The 15,894-nt window shown below is 70.3% G+C and carries 15 protein-coding genes; all 15 read left to right on the top strand.

The annotated features are described in order from the left end of the window. Positions 1-18: 18 nt before the first annotated feature. Complete coding sequence (locus tag AB4Z01_RS08810; RefSeq protein WP_441692497.1) at positions 19-1,551, top strand: ABC transporter substrate-binding protein; 1,533 nt, start codon at positions 19-21, stop codon at positions 1,549-1,551. 237 nt (positions 1,552-1,788) lie between these two features. Then, a complete protein-coding gene (locus AB4Z01_RS08805; RefSeq protein WP_441692495.1) occupies positions 1,789-3,102 on the top strand; it encodes an NAD(P)/FAD-dependent oxidoreductase in 1,314 nt (437 codons plus the stop codon). 48 nt (positions 3,103-3,150) lie between these two features. Continuing rightward, positions 3,151-3,681, top strand: coding sequence for a MarR family winged helix-turn-helix transcriptional regulator (locus tag AB4Z01_RS08800; RefSeq protein WP_441692493.1), 531 nt, complete (start codon positions 3,151-3,153; stop codon positions 3,679-3,681). Positions 3,682-4,014: 333 nt separating this feature from the next. Continuing rightward, the gene (locus AB4Z01_RS08795) at positions 4,015-4,716 is read left to right on the top strand and encodes an SDR family NAD(P)-dependent oxidoreductase (RefSeq protein WP_441692491.1); all 702 of its coding nucleotides are present in this window, start codon (positions 4,015-4,017) and stop codon (positions 4,714-4,716) included. A 37-nt stretch (positions 4,717-4,753) separates the two neighbouring features. Then, a complete protein-coding gene (locus AB4Z01_RS08790; protein ID WP_441692490.1) occupies positions 4,754-6,082 on the top strand; it encodes an NAD(P)/FAD-dependent oxidoreductase in 1,329 nt (442 codons plus the stop codon). A gap of 74 nt (positions 6,083-6,156) precedes the next feature. Beyond that, entirely contained in the window at positions 6,157-7,836 is a 1,680-nt protein-coding gene (locus AB4Z01_RS08785) for a peptide ABC transporter substrate-binding protein (protein WP_441692488.1), read from the top strand. 31 nt (positions 7,837-7,867) lie between these two features. Continuing rightward, positions 7,868-8,818, top strand: a complete 951-nt coding sequence (locus tag AB4Z01_RS08780; RefSeq protein ID WP_441692487.1) for an ABC transporter permease — start codon at positions 7,868-7,870, stop codon at positions 8,816-8,818. A gap of 11 nt (positions 8,819-8,829) precedes the next feature. After that, positions 8,830-9,717, top strand: a complete 888-nt coding sequence (locus AB4Z01_RS08775) for an ABC transporter permease (RefSeq protein WP_441692485.1) — start codon at positions 8,830-8,832, stop codon at positions 9,715-9,717. Continuing rightward, the gene (locus tag AB4Z01_RS08770) at positions 9,717-10,733 is read left to right on the top strand and encodes an ABC transporter ATP-binding protein (RefSeq protein ID WP_441692484.1); all 1,017 of its coding nucleotides are present in this window, start codon (positions 9,717-9,719) and stop codon (positions 10,731-10,733) included. Before AB4Z01_RS08775 ends, AB4Z01_RS08770 begins: the two co-directional genes overlap by 1 nt. Next, complete coding sequence (locus AB4Z01_RS08765; protein WP_441692482.1) at positions 10,730-11,755, top strand: ABC transporter ATP-binding protein; 1,026 nt, start codon at positions 10,730-10,732, stop codon at positions 11,753-11,755. The genes AB4Z01_RS08770 and AB4Z01_RS08765 overlap by 4 nt, the downstream gene beginning before the upstream one ends. Before the next feature lie 123 nt (positions 11,756-11,878). After that, complete coding sequence (locus AB4Z01_RS08760; RefSeq protein WP_441692480.1) at positions 11,879-12,454, top strand: hypothetical protein; 576 nt, start codon at positions 11,879-11,881, stop codon at positions 12,452-12,454. 15 nt (positions 12,455-12,469) lie between these two features. After that, positions 12,470-13,996 carry an ABC transporter ATP-binding protein gene (locus AB4Z01_RS08755; protein ID WP_441692478.1) on the top strand — a complete coding sequence of 509 codons (1,527 nt, stop codon included), beginning with the start codon at positions 12,470-12,472 and terminating at the stop codon, positions 13,994-13,996. Continuing rightward, positions 13,993-14,676: an energy-coupling factor transporter transmembrane component T family protein gene (locus AB4Z01_RS08750; protein ID WP_441692476.1), complete on the top strand. Its 684-nt coding sequence runs from the start codon at positions 13,993-13,995 to the stop codon at positions 14,674-14,676. The genes AB4Z01_RS08755 and AB4Z01_RS08750 overlap by 4 nt, the downstream gene beginning before the upstream one ends. Next, entirely contained in the window at positions 14,673-15,290 is a 618-nt protein-coding gene (locus AB4Z01_RS08745; RefSeq protein ID WP_441692475.1) for a phosphoribosyltransferase family protein, read from the top strand. Before AB4Z01_RS08750 ends, AB4Z01_RS08745 begins: the two co-directional genes overlap by 4 nt. Positions 15,291-15,607: 317 nt before the next feature. After that, positions 15,608-15,894, top strand: a 287-nt coding sequence (locus AB4Z01_RS08740; RefSeq protein WP_441692473.1) for a hypothetical protein, incomplete at its 3' end; no start/stop codon positions are given.

The raw sequence follows: 15,894 nt of genomic DNA, 5'->3' as shown, positions 1-15,894 counted from the left end.
AAACAGGGAGAGGCCATCATGCTGCTGTCCCGTCGCACATTGCTCGCCACCGGGCTCGCCGCCGGCGCCGTGCTGCCGGCGTTGCGCCTGCCGGCCTGGGGCCAGGCGTCGCCGGACACGCTGCGCTTCGGCCTCTCCAGCTATCCGCCGAATCTGCAGCCCTGGATCAATTCCGGCGGCGCGGCGGGATCGGTCGCGGCGCTGCTGCATCGCGGCCTGCTGTCCTACGCCGCCGACGGCAGCCTGCAGGGCGAGCTGGCCGAGAGCTGGCAGCCGGAGGGCGACAAGGCCTGGGTGTTCCGACTGCGCCAGGCCTTCTTCCACAACGGCGCCCCGGTCACCGCCGCCGACATCCAGTGGAACATCGAGCAGGTCGCCGGCGAGAAATCGACCGCCTATCTGCGCACCCAGCTGCAGGGGGTGGAGCGGGTCGAGACGCCGGACGACCGCACCGTGCGCCTGGTGATGAAGCAGCCGACCGTGTGCGTGCCGCACTGGTTCGCCAACTACTACATGCCGATCGTGGCGAAGGGGTCGACCGCCGACGACCCGCTCGGCAGCGGCGCCGGGCCGTTCGTGCTGCAGGGGCAGGAGCGCGGCGTCTCGCTCGACCTCGTCGCCTTCGACAAATACTACAAGCCCGGCCTGCCGAAGTTGAAGGCGGTCAAGGTCATCGCCTATCCGGACGAGACCCTGCGGGTGGCGGCGCTGCAGGCTGGCGATGTCGACCTGATCGACTACGTCCCATGGCAGTCGATGCAGTCGATCGAGGCCGACCAGAACCTGAAGCTGGACAACCAGCTGGGCCCCTTCATGTACCTGACCTTCAACGGCAAGGCCGGGCCCTTCGCCGACCCGCGCATCCGCAAGGCGGTGGCGCTCGGCATCAAACGCGACGAGATCGTGCAGGCCGCCTTCTTCGGCCGCGGTGCGCCGCTGGAGGGGCTACCCTTCCCGCCGGAGACCCCCTTCTATGATGAAGCGGCGGCGCATGGCTGGCGCCATGACCTCGACAAGGCAAAGGCCCTCCTGGCTGAGGCCGGCGTGGCCGACGGCTTCTCCTGCACCCTGCTGTCGACCGCCCAGTACGGCATGCACAAGAGCACGGCCGAGGTGATCCAGCAGAACCTGGCCGAGCTCGGCATCCAGGTCGAGCTCAACATGCCGGACTGGCCGACCCGGGTCAGCCTGGGCAATCGCGGGCAATACGAGTTCGCGGTGATGGGCACGGCGATGGAGAGCCCGGACCCGGAAAGCCTGTCCTCCTTCGTCGATTCCTCGCTGTCGCCGTCCTATATCCGCAGCGCTGGCATCACCGTGCCCGGGCTGAACGAGCTGCTGGCGGCGGGGCGGGGCGAGTTCGACACGGCGAAGCGGAAGGAGATCTACGCCAAGGCCGGCCAGCTGGTGCTGGACCAGGCGCCGATGGTGACCCTGGCCTACCGGGCCCAGGGCTTCGCCATGCGCAAGGCGCTGCAAGGGTTCCGCAACCTGCCGGGCGGCCTCAGCTTCTATTCCGCGACCACGCTGGACCAGTCCTCCTTCGCCTGAGGGGACGAGCATCAATCCCTCACTTGACACTTGACTCCGTCGATAGTGGACGATCACAATCATAATCTCAGTTGCCAAGAAACGATCAATCCTGAGACCGGTCTCAGATCCGGACTTGCTTGATCGCATGCTGCCGCGCCAAGTTCTGGTGAAAAAGAAGGCATGATGCGCCTGCGATAGGCATTCTGCGTTCTCTCATCGGAATTGTGTCAGTTCTTCCAGGATGAGGAGGACATGATGCACAAGACACCACTTGAGCCGTCGCTGTGGTTCGCCACGGCGGCCGCAGCGCCGGAGACGACGGCGCTGGACGGCACCATCGACGCGCCGGTCTGTGTCATCGGCGCCGGCTACACCGGCCTGTCGACCGCGCTGCATCTCGGCGAGCGCGGCGTCGGCGCGGTGGTGCTGGAGGCGGCGCAGATCGGCCATGGCGGATCCGGCCGCAACGCCGGCCATTGCACGCCGACCTTTCATGTCCATGAGATCGCCACCGTCCGGCGCATCCTGGGCGAGCCCTTCGCCGAACGGCTGATCGAGCGGCAGACCAACGCCGCCAACCTGGTCTTCGACATCATCCGCCGCTACGGCATCGACTGCGAGGCGGTGCAGACCGGCTACATCCACGCCGCCCACGCCACCGCCGCCCTGGCGAAGCTGGAGCGGCGCTGCCGGGAGTATGCTGCGGTCGGCAAGGCCACGAGGATGCTGGACCGCGACGAGGCCCAGCGCCTGACCGGGTCGCCGCGCTTCTGCGGCGGCTGGATCCATCCGGAGGGCGGGCATCTCAACCCGCTCGGCTACGCCCGCGGCCTGGCGCGGGCGGCGATGTCGCGCGGCGCCCGGGTCTTCACCGGCTCGCCGGTCACCGCGATCCGGCCGCAGGGCGGGCGCTGGCGGGTCGAAAYGCCGACCGGCGCCGTCGTCGCCGACAAGGTGATGTGCGGCACCGGCGCCTACACCGACGGCTACTGGCCGGGGCTGGAGCAGAGCTTCGCCCGGCTCGGCGTCGCCGTGCTGGCGACCAAGCCGCTCGGCGACAACGTCCGGCGGACGATCGCGCCGGAGAACAACACCGTGGTCGACAGCCGGCGCGACATCTCGATCTGGAAATTCGACAAGGACGGGCGGCTGGTGACCTCGCTGTTCGTCGAGGGGCGGCGTGGCACGGATCCGACATATACCCACGACCTGATGCGCCGGAAGCTGCAATGGCTGCTGCCGCAGATCGGCGATGTCGACTTCCAGTACAGCTGGACCGGCGCGCTCGACATGCAGCCGCGCACCTTCCCGCGGCTGTACGGCCTGGCGCCGGGCGTGATCGCCTCGCTCGGCTATTCCGGCCGCGGCGTGCCGACCGGCACGATGATGGGCACGGTTCTGGCCGACTGGGCGACGGGAACGCCGCCGCGGGACCTGGCGCTGCCGATCGAGAAGCTGCAGCGCACGCCCGTCTATATGAGCTTCATGCCGCGCGTCATGCTGGCCTGGTCGCGGATCCGCGACCAGCGCGCCGCCCGCCGCGACGGCCTCGACCCGCCGCCCTTCTGACCATGCGGACCCCCGGTTTGACCCACCTCAGCGAAACCAAGGACGGCTATGTCCGCCACGAGCGATGGCCGCGCCGGCCCGCGGCGCAATCCGCAGGTCCCGAAGACGATCGACTTCTCGGAGATCGACTTCGACATCTTCACCGACCTGCTCAGCTTCTACGTCCGCACCGTCAACATGCTGGTCAGCCGCGATCTGGACGAGCAGATGGCGGCGCTCGAGGTGGCGGGCGGCACCGGCAAGATCTCGACGCTGCTGCTGGTCGGCCGCAACCCGGGCATCCGGCCCTCGGTGCTGGCGCATTTCATCTTGAAGGACCGTTCGGCCATGGGCCGGCTGCTGGACCAGCTGCAGCAGGCCGGGCTGGTCGAGCAGAAGATCTCGCCGGAGGAGCGCCGGGCCCGCGAGTTGTACCTGACACCGAAGGGGCAGCGTGTGGCCGGGCAGGTGCGCGCTGTCGCTCAACGGCAGTCCGCCGAGTTCTTCTCGATCCTGAGCGGGGAGGAACAGGCCGACCTGCTGCACCTGCTGCGCAAGGTCTATGTCGGCTATGTCGAGCAGGCGCCGCCGGGGGATTAGCCTCTGTAGCTTGCGTTGCCTCTCCCGCTTGCGGGAGAGGTCGGAGACGCGAAGCGGCTCCGGGTGAGGGCCAGCGGCCGCGATCATCCGAGCCGCGGCGCCGGAATGGTGAACGGGTCGTTTGCTCGCTGTTGGCAAGGCCGCTCCTTCGGCAAGACCACGACGGCCCTAACCCGGACATCCTTCGGATGTCCGACCTCTCCCGCAAGCGGGAGAGGCAACGCGCTCCAACGACGACGCCTGTCCCCCGTCCCGCGAGGGGAGGGGGGACGCGTTGGGGTTTGGCTGGGGAATGGGAGCATCCGACAGCAGGCGTTGACGGAAGGCACCTCCATGTCGTCTGACACGACCGCCCGCGTCGCCATGATCTCCGGGGCCGGCCGCGGCATCGGCGCCGAGATCGCGACCGCCCTGGCCAGCGCCGGCTGGCGGCTCAGCCTCGGCGCCCGCGACCCGGCGCGGCTGACGCCGTCCGACGGCGCCCTGGTCCACCGCTTCGACGCCCGCGACCCGGACTCCGAGCGGCTCTGGGCCGAGGCCACGGCCGAGCGGTTCGGCCGGATCGACGCGGTCATCGCCAATGCCGGCATCATGATCCCGAAGACGGTGATCGCGGCCGATGACGCCGACCTCGACGACCTGATCCAGGTCAACGTCAAGTCGCCGCTGCGGCTGGTGCGGGCGGCCTGGCCGCATCTCGTCGCCTCGGGCCATGGCCGCGTCGTCACCATCGCCTCGCTGTCGGGCAAGCGGGTGAAGTCGGCGACCTCCGGTCTCTATGCCGTCAGCAAGTTCGCGGCGCTGGCGATGACCCATGCGATCCGCCATGCCGGCTGGGACGAGGGCGTGCGCGCCACCGCGATCTGCCCCGGCTTCGTCGCCACCGACATGGCCGCGGGCCTCGCCAACCGGCCGCCCGAGGCGATGACCCAGCCGCAGGACGTGGCACGGATCGTCGCCTTCCTGCTCGACCTGCCCGACACGGCGAGCATCGCCGAGATCCCGATCAATTCGACCCTGGAGGACAGCTGGTGAGCCCGATGCATGTCATCACCGTGCGGGGAGGCCGCTGATGGGGCTGCAGGTCGACAGCGTCGAGCCGGATGCCGTGCTGCCGCAGCGCGCCGACGTGGTCATCGTCGGCGGCGGCATCATCGGCACCAGCGCCGCTTTGGCCCTGGCGCAGCGAGGCGTCTCGGTGGCGCTGTGCGAGAAGGGCCACATCGCCGGCGAGCAGTCGAGCCGCAACTGGGGCTGGTGCCGCAAGACCCGGCGCGATCCGCGGGAGATCCCGCTGGTGATCGAGAGCATGCGGCTGTGGGAGGGCATGAACCAGACGGTGGAGGCCGAGACTGGCTTCCGTCAGAGCGGCATCCTGTTCGCGATCGAGACCGATAAGGAGATCGCGGAGTATGAGGCCTGGCTGGAGCATGCGCGGCCCTATCAGCTCGACGCCCGGCTGATCTCCCCGGCCGAGTTCGACCGGCTGATGCCCGGTGCCGGCGGGCGCTGGAAGGCGGCGTTGTACTCCGCCTCCGACGGGCGGGCGGAGCCGCAGCGCGCCGCCCCCGCCATCGCCCGCGCCGCACGCCGGGCCGGCGCCGCGATCCTGACCGATTGCGCCGTGCGCGGCGTCGACCGGGCCGGCGGGCGCATCGCCGGGGTGGTCACCGAACGCGGCCGCATCGCCTGCAACAGCGTGATCGTGGCCGGCGGCGCCTGGTCGCGGCGCTTCCTCAAGGATCTCGGCCTGACCCTGCCGCAGCTCAAGGTCCGGGCCAGCGTGCAGCGCACGGCGCCGCTGGAGGGCGCGCCGGAGACGGCGATGTGGTCGAAGGAGTTCGCGCTGCGCAAGCGCCAGGATGGCGGCTACACCATCGCCAACGGCAACTCCAACATCGCCCCGCTGGTGCCGGACAGCGTCCGCTTCTTCAACGACTTCCTGCCCGCGCTGCGGATGGAATGGTCGGGGCTGAAGATCCGGCTCGACGACCGCTTCCTGCAGGAGTGGCGCGAGGCGGCGCCGGTGCCGCTGGACCAGGTCTCGCCCTATGAGAAGGCCCGGGTGCTGGACCCGGAGCCGGACCGCGCCGCCAATCGCAAGGCCATGGACGCCCTGGCCAAGCAGTTCCCGGCCTTCGCCGGGGCCAAGGTGGTGCAGGAATGGGCCGGGCTGATCGACGTCACGCCCGATGCGGTGCCGGTGATCTCGACGGTCGAGGCGGTGCCGGGCCTGGTGGTGGCGACCGGCTTCTCCGGCCACGGCTTCGGCATAGGCCCCGGCGCCGGGCACTTGGCCGCGGACCTGGCGACCGGCGCCCGTCCGATCGTCGACCCGAAGGATTTCCGCTTCTCACRCTTTACCGATGGATCGAAGCCTCGGCCGATGGCCGGGGTGTGAGACGGCCGGGCGGGGAGACGGGCACAGACCCGCCCCCGCCGGGCCTTGGAGGCAACGAATAAGGGAGCTTCACCATGACCGACGACACCAGGGATCTTCCATTCGCCCAGACCACCCGCCGCCGCCTGCTGGCCGCGGGGCTCGCCGCCGGCACGGCGGTCTGGCTCGGCCCCGGCCAGGGCTGGGTCAAGGCCGCCCGCGCTGCCGGGCCGCCCACCAAAGCCACCGGCCAGGCCGTGATCGGCCTGTCGCAGGAGCCGACGGTGTTCAACCCGCTGATGCTGCACATCGAGGTCGATGAGGGCGTCTATTTCAACCTGTTCAGCCCGCTGTGGCAGGTCGACCCCGAGGGCAAGTTCGTCCCCGACCTGGCGGCCGAGGTGCCGACGCTGGAGAATGGCGGCGTCTCGGCCGACGGGCTGACCTGGCGCATCAAGCTGCGCGACAACGTCAAATGGCATGACGGCACGCCGTTCACCGCCGAGGACGTCAAGTTCTCGATCGACCTGAACAACAACCCGAAGTTCCGCGCCGCCCGCCGCGCCGGGCACGAGCTGGTGCGCGACCTGACGGTGGTCAGCCCGACCGAGCTGACCTGGAAGATGGAAAAGCCCTACGCGCCCTATCCGTCGATCCTGTCCTGGACCTTCATCGTGCCGAAGCACCTGCTGGAGAAGGAGGCCGACCCGAACGCGTCCGTCTTCGCCACCAAGCCGGTCGGCACCGGGCCGTTCAAATGGGTCGAGCGCGTGCCGGGCGACCACATCACCCTGGCCGCGCATGAGGACTACCATCTGGACGGGCCGTATCTGGAACGGCTGGTGATCAAGTACATCCCCGACCTGACGGTGCTGTTCACCCAGTTCACCACCGGCGACATCGACTATATCGGCCTGCAGGGCATCACCGCCGACCATTACGAGGAGGCCAAGGGCCTGGCCGACCGTGACGTCTCGCCGGTGCCGCAGGCCTTCATCGAGAACATCGCCCTCAACCAGGGGCTGCCGATCTTCCAGGACCCGGCGGTGCGCGAGGCGCTGTACACCGCGATGGACAAGCAGAGCATCATCGACAGCATCTATTACGGCCTGCCGTCACCGTCCGAATCCTTCCTGCCGAAGCAGTCCTGGGCCTTCAACCCGGACCTGCCGAAGCAGGCCTACGATCCCGACAAGGCCAAGCAGATGCTGGACGCCGCCGGCTGGAAACCGGGCGGCGACGGCATCCGCGAGAAGAACGGCGTGCGGCTCGAATTCGTCAACTCGACCACCGCCGGCAACCATGTGCGCGAGCAGGCGCAGCAGCTGCTGCAGCAGAACTGGCTCGACATCGGCGTCAAGATGACGATCAACAACCTGCCCCCGGCGGTGATGTGGGGCGATTACTGGATGCAGTCGAAGTTCGAGACGGCGATGGTCGGGATCTACTTCATGGTCGGCCCGGACCCGGATGCGACCGACTATTTCTCCAGCCGCTCGATCGGCGCCAAGGGCGGCGGCGGCCAGAACACGACGCAGTATGAAAGCGCCGATGTCGACAAGCTGCTGGCCGAGGGCGCGTCGACGGTCGACCCGGCCAAGCGCAAGGCGGCCTATTTCAAGATGCAGGAGTTCACGCGCAAGGACCTGCCCTACCTGCCGATCTTCCAATACGCCATGGTCCAGGGCGTGAAGAAGGGGCTGACTGGCTTCACCCCCAACGTCAACGTCCAGGAGAATTGCTGGAACGCCCGCACCTGGTACTGGGCGAGCTGAGGGAGGCGATCGCCCGGGTAAGGAGGACGCGATGGCGCAATTCCTGTTTGGCCGCGTGCTGCAGAGCCTGCTGCTGCTCTGGCTCGTGTCGATGATCGGCTTCGCCATCCTGCACCTGACCCCGGGCGGCCCGCTGTCGCAATTCGCCCTGGTGCCGGGCATGACCCAGGCGCGGCTGGCCGAGATCGCCCATGACATGGGCCTCGACCGCTCCCTGCCGGTGCAATACTGGGAATGGGCCAGCCGGCTGCTGACCGGCGACTGGGGGCGGTCCTACCGCGACCAGTCACCGGTGCTCTCGGTTATCGGCTCACACCTCTTCGCCACGCTCGAGCTGATGGCGACGGCGATCCTGATCGCGGTGCTGCTCGGCGTCTGGATCGGCGTCATGGGAGCGGTCCGGCGCTACTCCGTCGCCGACATGCTGGCAACGGTCGGGGCCATGGTCGCGCTGTCGATCCCGACCTTCTGGTTCGGCCTGGTCGTGATCTACATCTTCTCGGTCCGGCTGCAATGGCTGCCGGCCGGCAGCATGTACACGGTCGGCGACGGGTCGCTGCTCGACTTCCTGCATCACCTGATCGCGCCGGCCCTGGTGCTGGCGCTGGTCGAGGTGGCGATCTGGAGCCGCTACATGCGCGCCTCGATGATCGACGTGATCAACCAGGACTACATCCGCACCGCCCGGGCCAAGGGCCTGCCGGAGAAGCGGGTGCTGATCCGGCATGCGCTGCGCAACGCGCTCTTGCCGATGATCACCCTGGCCGGGCTGGAGCTGCCGGCGCTGCTGGGCGGCGCCCTGGTGACCGAGACGGTGTTCACCTGGCCCGGCATGGGCCGGCTGTTCCTCGACTCCCTCGGCTACCGCGACTATCCGGTGGTGATGGGGATCCTGATGTTTTCGGCCGTGCTGGTGCTGCTCGGCAATCTGCTGGCCGACATCCTCTGCGCGGTCGCCGATCCGCGCATCCGGCTGGATTGAGGGGAGGGACGATGACTGCGACCGCCGCCGACCCCAACGCCGCCGTCGACACCGCCCGCCGCACCGGGAACCGTGGCTGGCGCCGCTTCCGCCGGCACCGCCTCGCGATGATCGGCGTCGCCTGCATCCTGCTGCTGGTGCTGGCCTGCGTCGCCGGGCCCTGGCTGCTGCCCTTCGACGATCTGCGCATCGACATGCGCGCCCGCTTCGCGCCGCCGCTGACTGGGTGGCATTTGTTCGGCACCGACCCGCTCGGCCGCGACCTCTGCGCCCGGCTCTTGATGGCCGGGCGGATCTCGCTGTCCGTCGCCTTCGCCGCGATGGTGATCAGCACGATCGTCGGCTCCACCGTCGGGGTGGTGGCGGGCTATTACGGAAGGGCCGTCGGGGCGGTGCTGATGCGCCTGGTCGACGCCATGCTGTGCTTCCCCGCCGTCTTCCTGCTGCTGACCCTCGCCGCCCTGCTGAAGCCGGACCCGATCACCATCACCCTGATCATCGCCGCGACCAGCTGGATGGAGGTGGCGCGCGTGGTCGAAAGCCAGATCCGCACCCTGCGCGAGCGCGACTTCACTTTGGCGGCGGAGATGATGGGCGCGTCGGACGCCCGCATCATGGTCGACGAGCTGCTGCGCAACGCCGTCGGCCCGATCGTCGTCGCCGCCACCCTGACGGTGGCCCGCGCCATCCTGATGGAGGCTTATATCAGCTTCCTCGGCTACGGCATCCAGCCGCCGACGGCGAGCTGGGGCAACATGCTGAACAACGCCCAGCAATACCTGACCTCGGCGCCCTGGCTGGCCCTGGTCCCGGGCATCGCCATCACCCTGGCGGTGACCAGCTTCAACTTCATCGGCGACGGGCTGCGCGACGCGCTCGACGCCCGGCTGGAAACGTGATGACCGACGCCCCGATCCTCGAGGTCCGCGACCTGGCCGTGACCTTCCGCGGCGAAGCCGGGGCGGTGACGGTGGTCAACGACGTCTCCTTCTCGGTCCGCCGCGGCGAGACCCTGGCGCTGGTCGGCGAATCCGGCTCGGGCAAGAGCGTCACCAGCCTGGCGGTGCTACGGCTGCTGCCGCCGGCGCCGCGCTGCACGATCACGGGGTCGGTCCGCTTCGCCGGGCGCGACGGCCGGGCCCGCGACCTGCTGCGGCTCGCCCCCGAGGCGATGCGGGCGGTGCGCGGCGACGAGATCTCGATGATCTTCCAGGAGCCGATGACCTCGCTGAACCCGGTGCACCGGATCGGCGACCAGATCGCCGAGGCGGTGACCTACCATCGCGGCCTCGGCCGGCGCGAGGCCCTGGCCCGGGCCGAGGAACTGCTGGAGCTGGTCGGCATCCCGGAGCCGCGGCGGCGCCTGGCCGCCTGGCCGCACCATCTGTCGGGTGGCATGCGCCAGCGGGTGATGATCGCCATGGCCCTGGCCTGCGACCCCAGCCTGCTGATCGCCGACGAGCCGACCACGGCGCTGGACGTCACCGTCCAGGCCGGGATCATCGACCTCTTGAAATCGCTGCAGGCCAAGACCGGCATGGCGATCATCTTCGTCACCCACAATCTCGGCGTGGTGGCCGAGATCGCGGACAGCGTCATGGTCATGTATGCCGGCCGGATCGTCGAGCGCGGCGACGCCGTCGGGCTGCTGCAGCGGCCGCGCATGCCCTACACCCAGGGGCTGCTGCGCTCGGTGCCGCGGATCGACCGGCTGGATTTCGGCGGCGGCGTGCTGCCGGCCATCCCCGGCAGCGTCCCGGACCCCGGCCGGCTGCCGCCCGGCTGCTCCTTCCACCCGCGCTGCGGCCACGCCCGGCCCGGCGCCTGCGACGCCGCGGTGCCGGCGCTGGAGGAGGCGGATGGCCGGGTGGTGCGCTGCCTTCGGTGGCGCGAGATCGAGGCGGCAGGCGCATGATGACGACACCGCCGCCCATCCTCGAGCTGCAGGAGCTCAGCAAGTCCTTCCCGGTCGGCGGCTCGCTGTTCGGCCGCGAGCGGCTGCAGGTGCGCGCGGTCGACTGCGTCTCCTTCACCGTGACGCAGGGCGAGGTGCTGGGCCTGGTCGGCGAATCCGGCTCGGGCAAGAGCACGCTGGGCCGCACCCTCTTGCGGCTGATGCGGCCGACCGGCGGGCGGGTGCTGTTCGAGGGTACCGACATCACCGATCTCGGCCGCCGGCAGTTGAAGCCGATCCGGCCGCGGCTGCAATTCGTGTTCCAGGACCCGGCGGCGTCGCTGAACCCGCGCATGACCGTCGGCCGCATCGTCGCCATGCCGCTCAGGGTGCAGAAAGATCCGCCGCCGGCGGCGGAGCGGGCCGCCCGGGTGGCGGCGGCGCTGGAGACGGTCGGCCTGTCCGCCAGCCATGCCGACCGCTTCCCGCACGAATTCTCCGGCGGCCAGCGCCAGCGCATCGGCATCGCCCGGGCGCTGGTGACCGAGCCGCGGCTGCTGGTGGCGGACGAGCCGGTCTCCGCCCTCGACGTCTCGGTCCAGGCCCAGATCATCAACCTGCTGATGGAGGTGAAACGGCGGCTGGACCTGACCATCCTGTTCATCAGCCACGACCTGGCGGTGGTGGGGCAGATCTGCGACCGGGTGGCGGTGATGTATCTCGGCCGGATCATCGAGATCGCCCCGGCCCGGGCGCTGTTCGAGACGCCGCGCCACCCCTACACCGAGGCGCTGCTGTCGGCCGCGCCGATCCCGGACCCGACGCTGCGCCGCCAGCGCATCCTGCTGAAGGGCGAGCTGCCCAGCCCGCTGTCGCCGCCCTCCGGCTGCGCCTTCCGCACCCGCTGCCGCTACGCCCTGCCGGCCTGCGCCGAGATCGTGCCGCCGCTGCAGGCGGTCGGGGAGGGGCACCTCAGCGCCTGCATCCGGCCGGAGCTGGCCCTGGCCTCGCCGCTGCGCCCGGAGACCGCCTGCGCAAGCTGACCACATTCTGTGCAGTGTGCCCCACCGGGAGGCGGCGAGGGGAGGGCGGAGCCGGCGGTTTTGAGCCCTCCGGCGGCTGGCACGGGCCTTGCTTCGAATTTGAGACGAAAGCGAGGTCCCGCCATGACCGACATCACCACCGTCAAGACCGAACGCAACATCCTGTTCCCGATCGTGCTGGCGCTGGTCGCCGGCGTCGCCACCGGCGTCCTGTGGTGCTACGCCAACCCGATCCAGCTGGTGCCCGGCGTCATCCAGTGGCGCATCTTCGCCTTCCTGCCACCGCTGGTCGGCATCCTGTTCGGGTTCCGCAGCGGCTTCATCTGCGGCTATGTCGGGTCGCTGGTCTGGTCGCTGCTGGCCGGCACCTTCATCCCGGCCCACACGCTGATCGTCGACGGCTTCATGGTCGGGCTGACCGGCGCCGCGCCCGGGCTGCTGTTCGACCCGGCCCGCAAGCCGATCGACACCGCCGGGCTGGCGAAGATCGCCGCCACCTGCCTGGTCGTCGGGCTGGTGATGGTGGCCGCCGTGGCGGCCAGCCTGGCCTTCCTCGGCATCTTCCCGTTCTGGTGGGGGCTGCTGTATCTCGGCCTGTCGGACATCGTGCCGATGATCATCGGCACGCCGCTCCTGGTGAAGCCGGCGCTGAAGATCCTGGCCGGGTCCGGCCTGACCGCCGGCATCACCCGGTTCTGAGGGCCGGCGCCGGGCGTGCTGGAGATCGAAGCGCTGAGCATGGGCTTCGCCCCAGCGAAGCCCACCATCCTGCCGACCTCATTCCGGATTGAACCGGGCGGGCGGCTGCTGCTGTGCGGCGCCAACGGCTCCGGCAAGTCGACCCTGCTGGCCGCGGCCGCCGGGGTGATCCCGAAGCTGTCCCGGCCGCCGCTGCTGGCCGGATCCGTCCGCCTCGGCGGCGCCGAGCTGGGCGGCCTGCCCCGGACCGAGCTGTTCCGCCGCGTCGGTATCGTGTTTCAGAACCTCGACGACCAGCTCTGGGACCTCGGGGTCGAGGACCTGATCGCCTTCCCGCTCGAAAGCCGCGGCGTGCCGGGCTTGCAGGTGCGGGACCGGGTGCTGCAGCTGGTCGCGGCCCTGTCGCTCGAGGCTCTGCTCGGCCGCCGGGTGCTGACCCTGTCCGGCGGCGAGCGGCGCATGGTCGCCCTGGCCGCCGCGCTGGCGACGGGGCCGGAGCTGCTGGTGCTGGACGAGCCGACCACCGGCCTCGATCCGGCGGCGCGGCGGCGCCTGGCCGGGCTGCTCGGCCGGCTGGGCGGGGATCTGCCGATGCTGCTGGCGGCGGAGCAGGATGCGGGTGCGTTGGCCGAAGTCGCCGATGCCGTGCTGCTGCAGAAGGACGGCGCCGCGGGCACGCCGCGGCCGATAGCCGAAGCGGCAACCGACGACCGGCTGTGGCTCGACCACGGGCTGCTGCCGCTGCGGCGCCGGGCCGGCAGCCGCCGCCGCGGCGCGGGCGCCGATCGGATCCTGATAGAGGCCATCGGACTGGTCAGCCGGCTGCGCCGCGGCGATGGCCGGCCGGTGTTGGACGGCGTCGACCTCACTGTCCGGGCCGGCGAGGTGGCAGGGCTGATCGGGCCGAACGGCACCGGCAAGACCACGCTGTTCCAGTCGATCCTGGGCCTGTCGCCGCTTGCGGCCGGGCGCATCGTGCTGGGCGGCGAGGACGCCGGCGGCTGGACCGTCGCCCGCCGGGCCCGCCGCATCGCCTATGTGCCGCAGAATGTCCGGCGCATCCTGTTCAACCTGACCGTGCTGGACGAGGCCGCCTTCGCCGTCTCCGGCAATCCACGCGCGGTCGGCAGCGCCGAGGTCCGCGCCAAGGCGCAGGCGGCGCTGATGCGCTTCGGCCTCGACTGCCGGGCGGGGGACAGCCCCTTCGCCCTGTCGGCGCGCGAGCAGGCGGTGCTGGGTCTCGCCTGCGCCGCGGCGGCGGAGGCCGAGCTGGTGATCCTCGACGAGCCGCTGCTGGCGCGCGACCTTGCCGGTCGGGCGCTGCTCGATCGTTTCCTCGACGATCTGCGCGGCCGGGGCGGCGGCGCTCTGCTGGTCTCGCACGACCTCGAGCTGATCGACGACGTCGCCGACCGGCTGCTGATCATGGATGGCGGCAGGATCCGCCATGACGGGCCGCCGGAGGCGGGCTGGCGCTCCACCGCCTTCGCGGCGCTGGGCTGGCCGGCGCCGCTGCCCTTAGCCGCGGAGGCGGTGGCATGAGCCTGCTGCTGCGGCTGAACTTCTTCCTCAAGCTGCTGGCGGCCGCTGCCGTCACCGCCGCGGCCTGGATTGTCGGCACGCCCGTGCCGGCACTGCTGCTGATGGTGGCGGTGCTGGCGGTGCTGCTGGCGCTGCGGCTTCCGGGCCTGCGCGGCTATCTGAAGGGTGCCGCGATCCTGTTCACCCTGGTGTTCGCCACCTGGCTGCTCAATCTCTGGCTGCAGGGCGCCCCGCCGGCCGAGGCCGCGGCCACGGCGCTGCGCATGGCGGCGCGGCTGGTGGCGACGACCGGCGCCTTCTTCTTCGTCATGGAGACGTCGAGCCCCGGCTCGATTCTAGCCGCGGCCAGCGCGCTGCGCCTGCCGTCCATGGCGACTTTGGTTCTGGCCCTGATCTTCGGCCTGATCCCGATGCTGCGCGACGAGTTCGAACGCATCGGCGAGGCCCAACGCGCCCGCGGCATGGAGCTGGACGACGTGCCGCTGTGGACCCGGCTGCGCTATGGTCTGGCCCGCGGCGTGCCGCTGCTGGTGCAGAGCATCCGCATGGCTCAGGCGATCGCGACCTCGCTGTCGGTCTACGGCTTCGACCCGGCGGTGCGGCGCAGCAGCTGGCGCCGGGTCGGGGTGCTGGTGGAGGAGCGGCTGCCGGCCGCCGAAAATGGAGACCGCAGGACGTGACGGAGCAGAACAAGCCGAGCTGGCGGGTGGACGTGGCGGGGCTGCCCGTCGATCTGCCGATCGTGCCGATCAAGCCGGACTTCGCCATCTCGCTGCTGATGATGATCGATGCCGGAATCGCCTTCGGCACCCATATCGGCCGCGCCCTGGCGGAGCGCCTGGCCCCCTTGAAACCGGATATCGTCGTCGGCGCCGCCACGCTGGGCATCCCGGTCGCGATCGAGGTCAGCCGCCATCTCGGGCTCGACCGCTACGTCATCCTGCAGAAATCGCCCAAGATCCATCTCGGCGACGCGCTGGTGCAGAGCATCACCTCGATCACCTCGAAAGGAGAGCAGCGGCTGCTGCTGGATCGGGCCGCGGTGCCGCTCCTCGCCGGCAAGCGGGTCGTGGTGGTGGACGACGTGGTGGCCACGGGCTCCAGCCTGGCCGGGTCGCTGGCGCTGGTGCGCGCGGCCGGCGCCGAGGTGGCCGGCATCGGCGTGATCCTGACCGAGGCGCATGACTGGGAGCCGGTGCTGGGTGCCGATGCCGCCCTGGTCACGGCGCTCGGCCATATCCCGCAGTTCCGCCTGGGGGCACAGGGCTGGGAGCCGATCCCCGGGACGGTGTGATATTGCCGAGCCGGTGATCGGTCTCTTCCTTGCCATATCAGGCGCCGTCCGATTGGCTCTCCCGTTTACGGGAGAGGCCGTACAGGTTTCGCCAGTCTGGATGCACGGCTTCGATCAAACCGTCATGGCGAGCCCCGAAGGGGCCTGGCCATCCAGCAGCTCCGGCCCGACGGTGCAATGACGATGCCATCGCAGCGCGCTTCCGCTTGACTTTATGTTCCTGTTTTGTTCTAATGGAGGCATGGTCAATGCCTCCTCAGCCGAGACTTCCCTCCGCCGCCTCGCCGGCCGCCGACGAGGCTGGCCGGGAGACCGAGGTGCTGTCCGGGCTGACGAAGCTCGCCCTTGAGATGGCCCGGACCTTCCAGGCTCAAGCACTCGCTGCCCTCGCAGCCGGCGATCTCGGCCGTGCCGGCAAGGCCGAAGCCCGCTTCAGCACCCTCTTCCTCGCCATCCGCCGCGCCGTCGCGCTCAAGCTGCGCCGGCGGCGGGAGGATGCCGTAGCGTGGCCGGGCGCGATCGAGGCCGACGCCGCGATGCTGTCCGAGCTGATGGAGCTCGCGGAGGCGCTGGCCCGCGGCTTTCACGCCCAAGCCCCAAGCCC

It is taken from the genome of Inquilinus sp. YAF38 (genome assembly GCF_052113205.1).
Lineage (GTDB): Bacteria > Pseudomonadota > Alphaproteobacteria > DSM-16000 > Inquilinaceae > Inquilinus.
Note: the sequence above shows the minus strand (reverse complement) of the source record. Positions and strands in the feature narration are given on the sequence as shown.

Coding starts and splice junctions, on each gene's coding strand:
- AB4Z01_RS08810 (WP_441692497.1), top strand. CDS start 19: ATGCTGCTGTCCCGTCGCACATTGCTCGCCACCGGGCTCGCCGCCGGC.
- AB4Z01_RS08765 (WP_441692482.1), top strand. CDS start 10,730: ATGATGACGACACCGCCGCCCATCCTCGAGCTGCAGGAGCTCAGCAAG.
- AB4Z01_RS08770 (WP_441692484.1), top strand. CDS start 9,717: ATGACCGACGCCCCGATCCTCGAGGTCCGCGACCTGGCCGTGACCTTC.
- AB4Z01_RS08775 (WP_441692485.1), top strand. CDS start 8,830: ATGACTGCGACCGCCGCCGACCCCAACGCCGCCGTCGACACCGCCCGC.
- AB4Z01_RS08780 (WP_441692487.1), top strand. CDS start 7,868: ATGGCGCAATTCCTGTTTGGCCGCGTGCTGCAGAGCCTGCTGCTGCTC.
- AB4Z01_RS08760 (WP_441692480.1), top strand. CDS start 11,879: ATGACCGACATCACCACCGTCAAGACCGAACGCAACATCCTGTTCCCG.
- AB4Z01_RS08750 (WP_441692476.1), top strand. CDS start 13,993: ATGAGCCTGCTGCTGCGGCTGAACTTCTTCCTCAAGCTGCTGGCGGCC.
- AB4Z01_RS08800 (WP_441692493.1), top strand. CDS start 3,151: ATGTCCGCCACGAGCGATGGCCGCGCCGGCCCGCGGCGCAATCCGCAG.
- AB4Z01_RS08785 (WP_441692488.1), top strand. CDS start 6,157: ATGACCGACGACACCAGGGATCTTCCATTCGCCCAGACCACCCGCCGC.
- AB4Z01_RS08795 (WP_441692491.1), top strand. CDS start 4,015: ATGTCGTCTGACACGACCGCCCGCGTCGCCATGATCTCCGGGGCCGGC.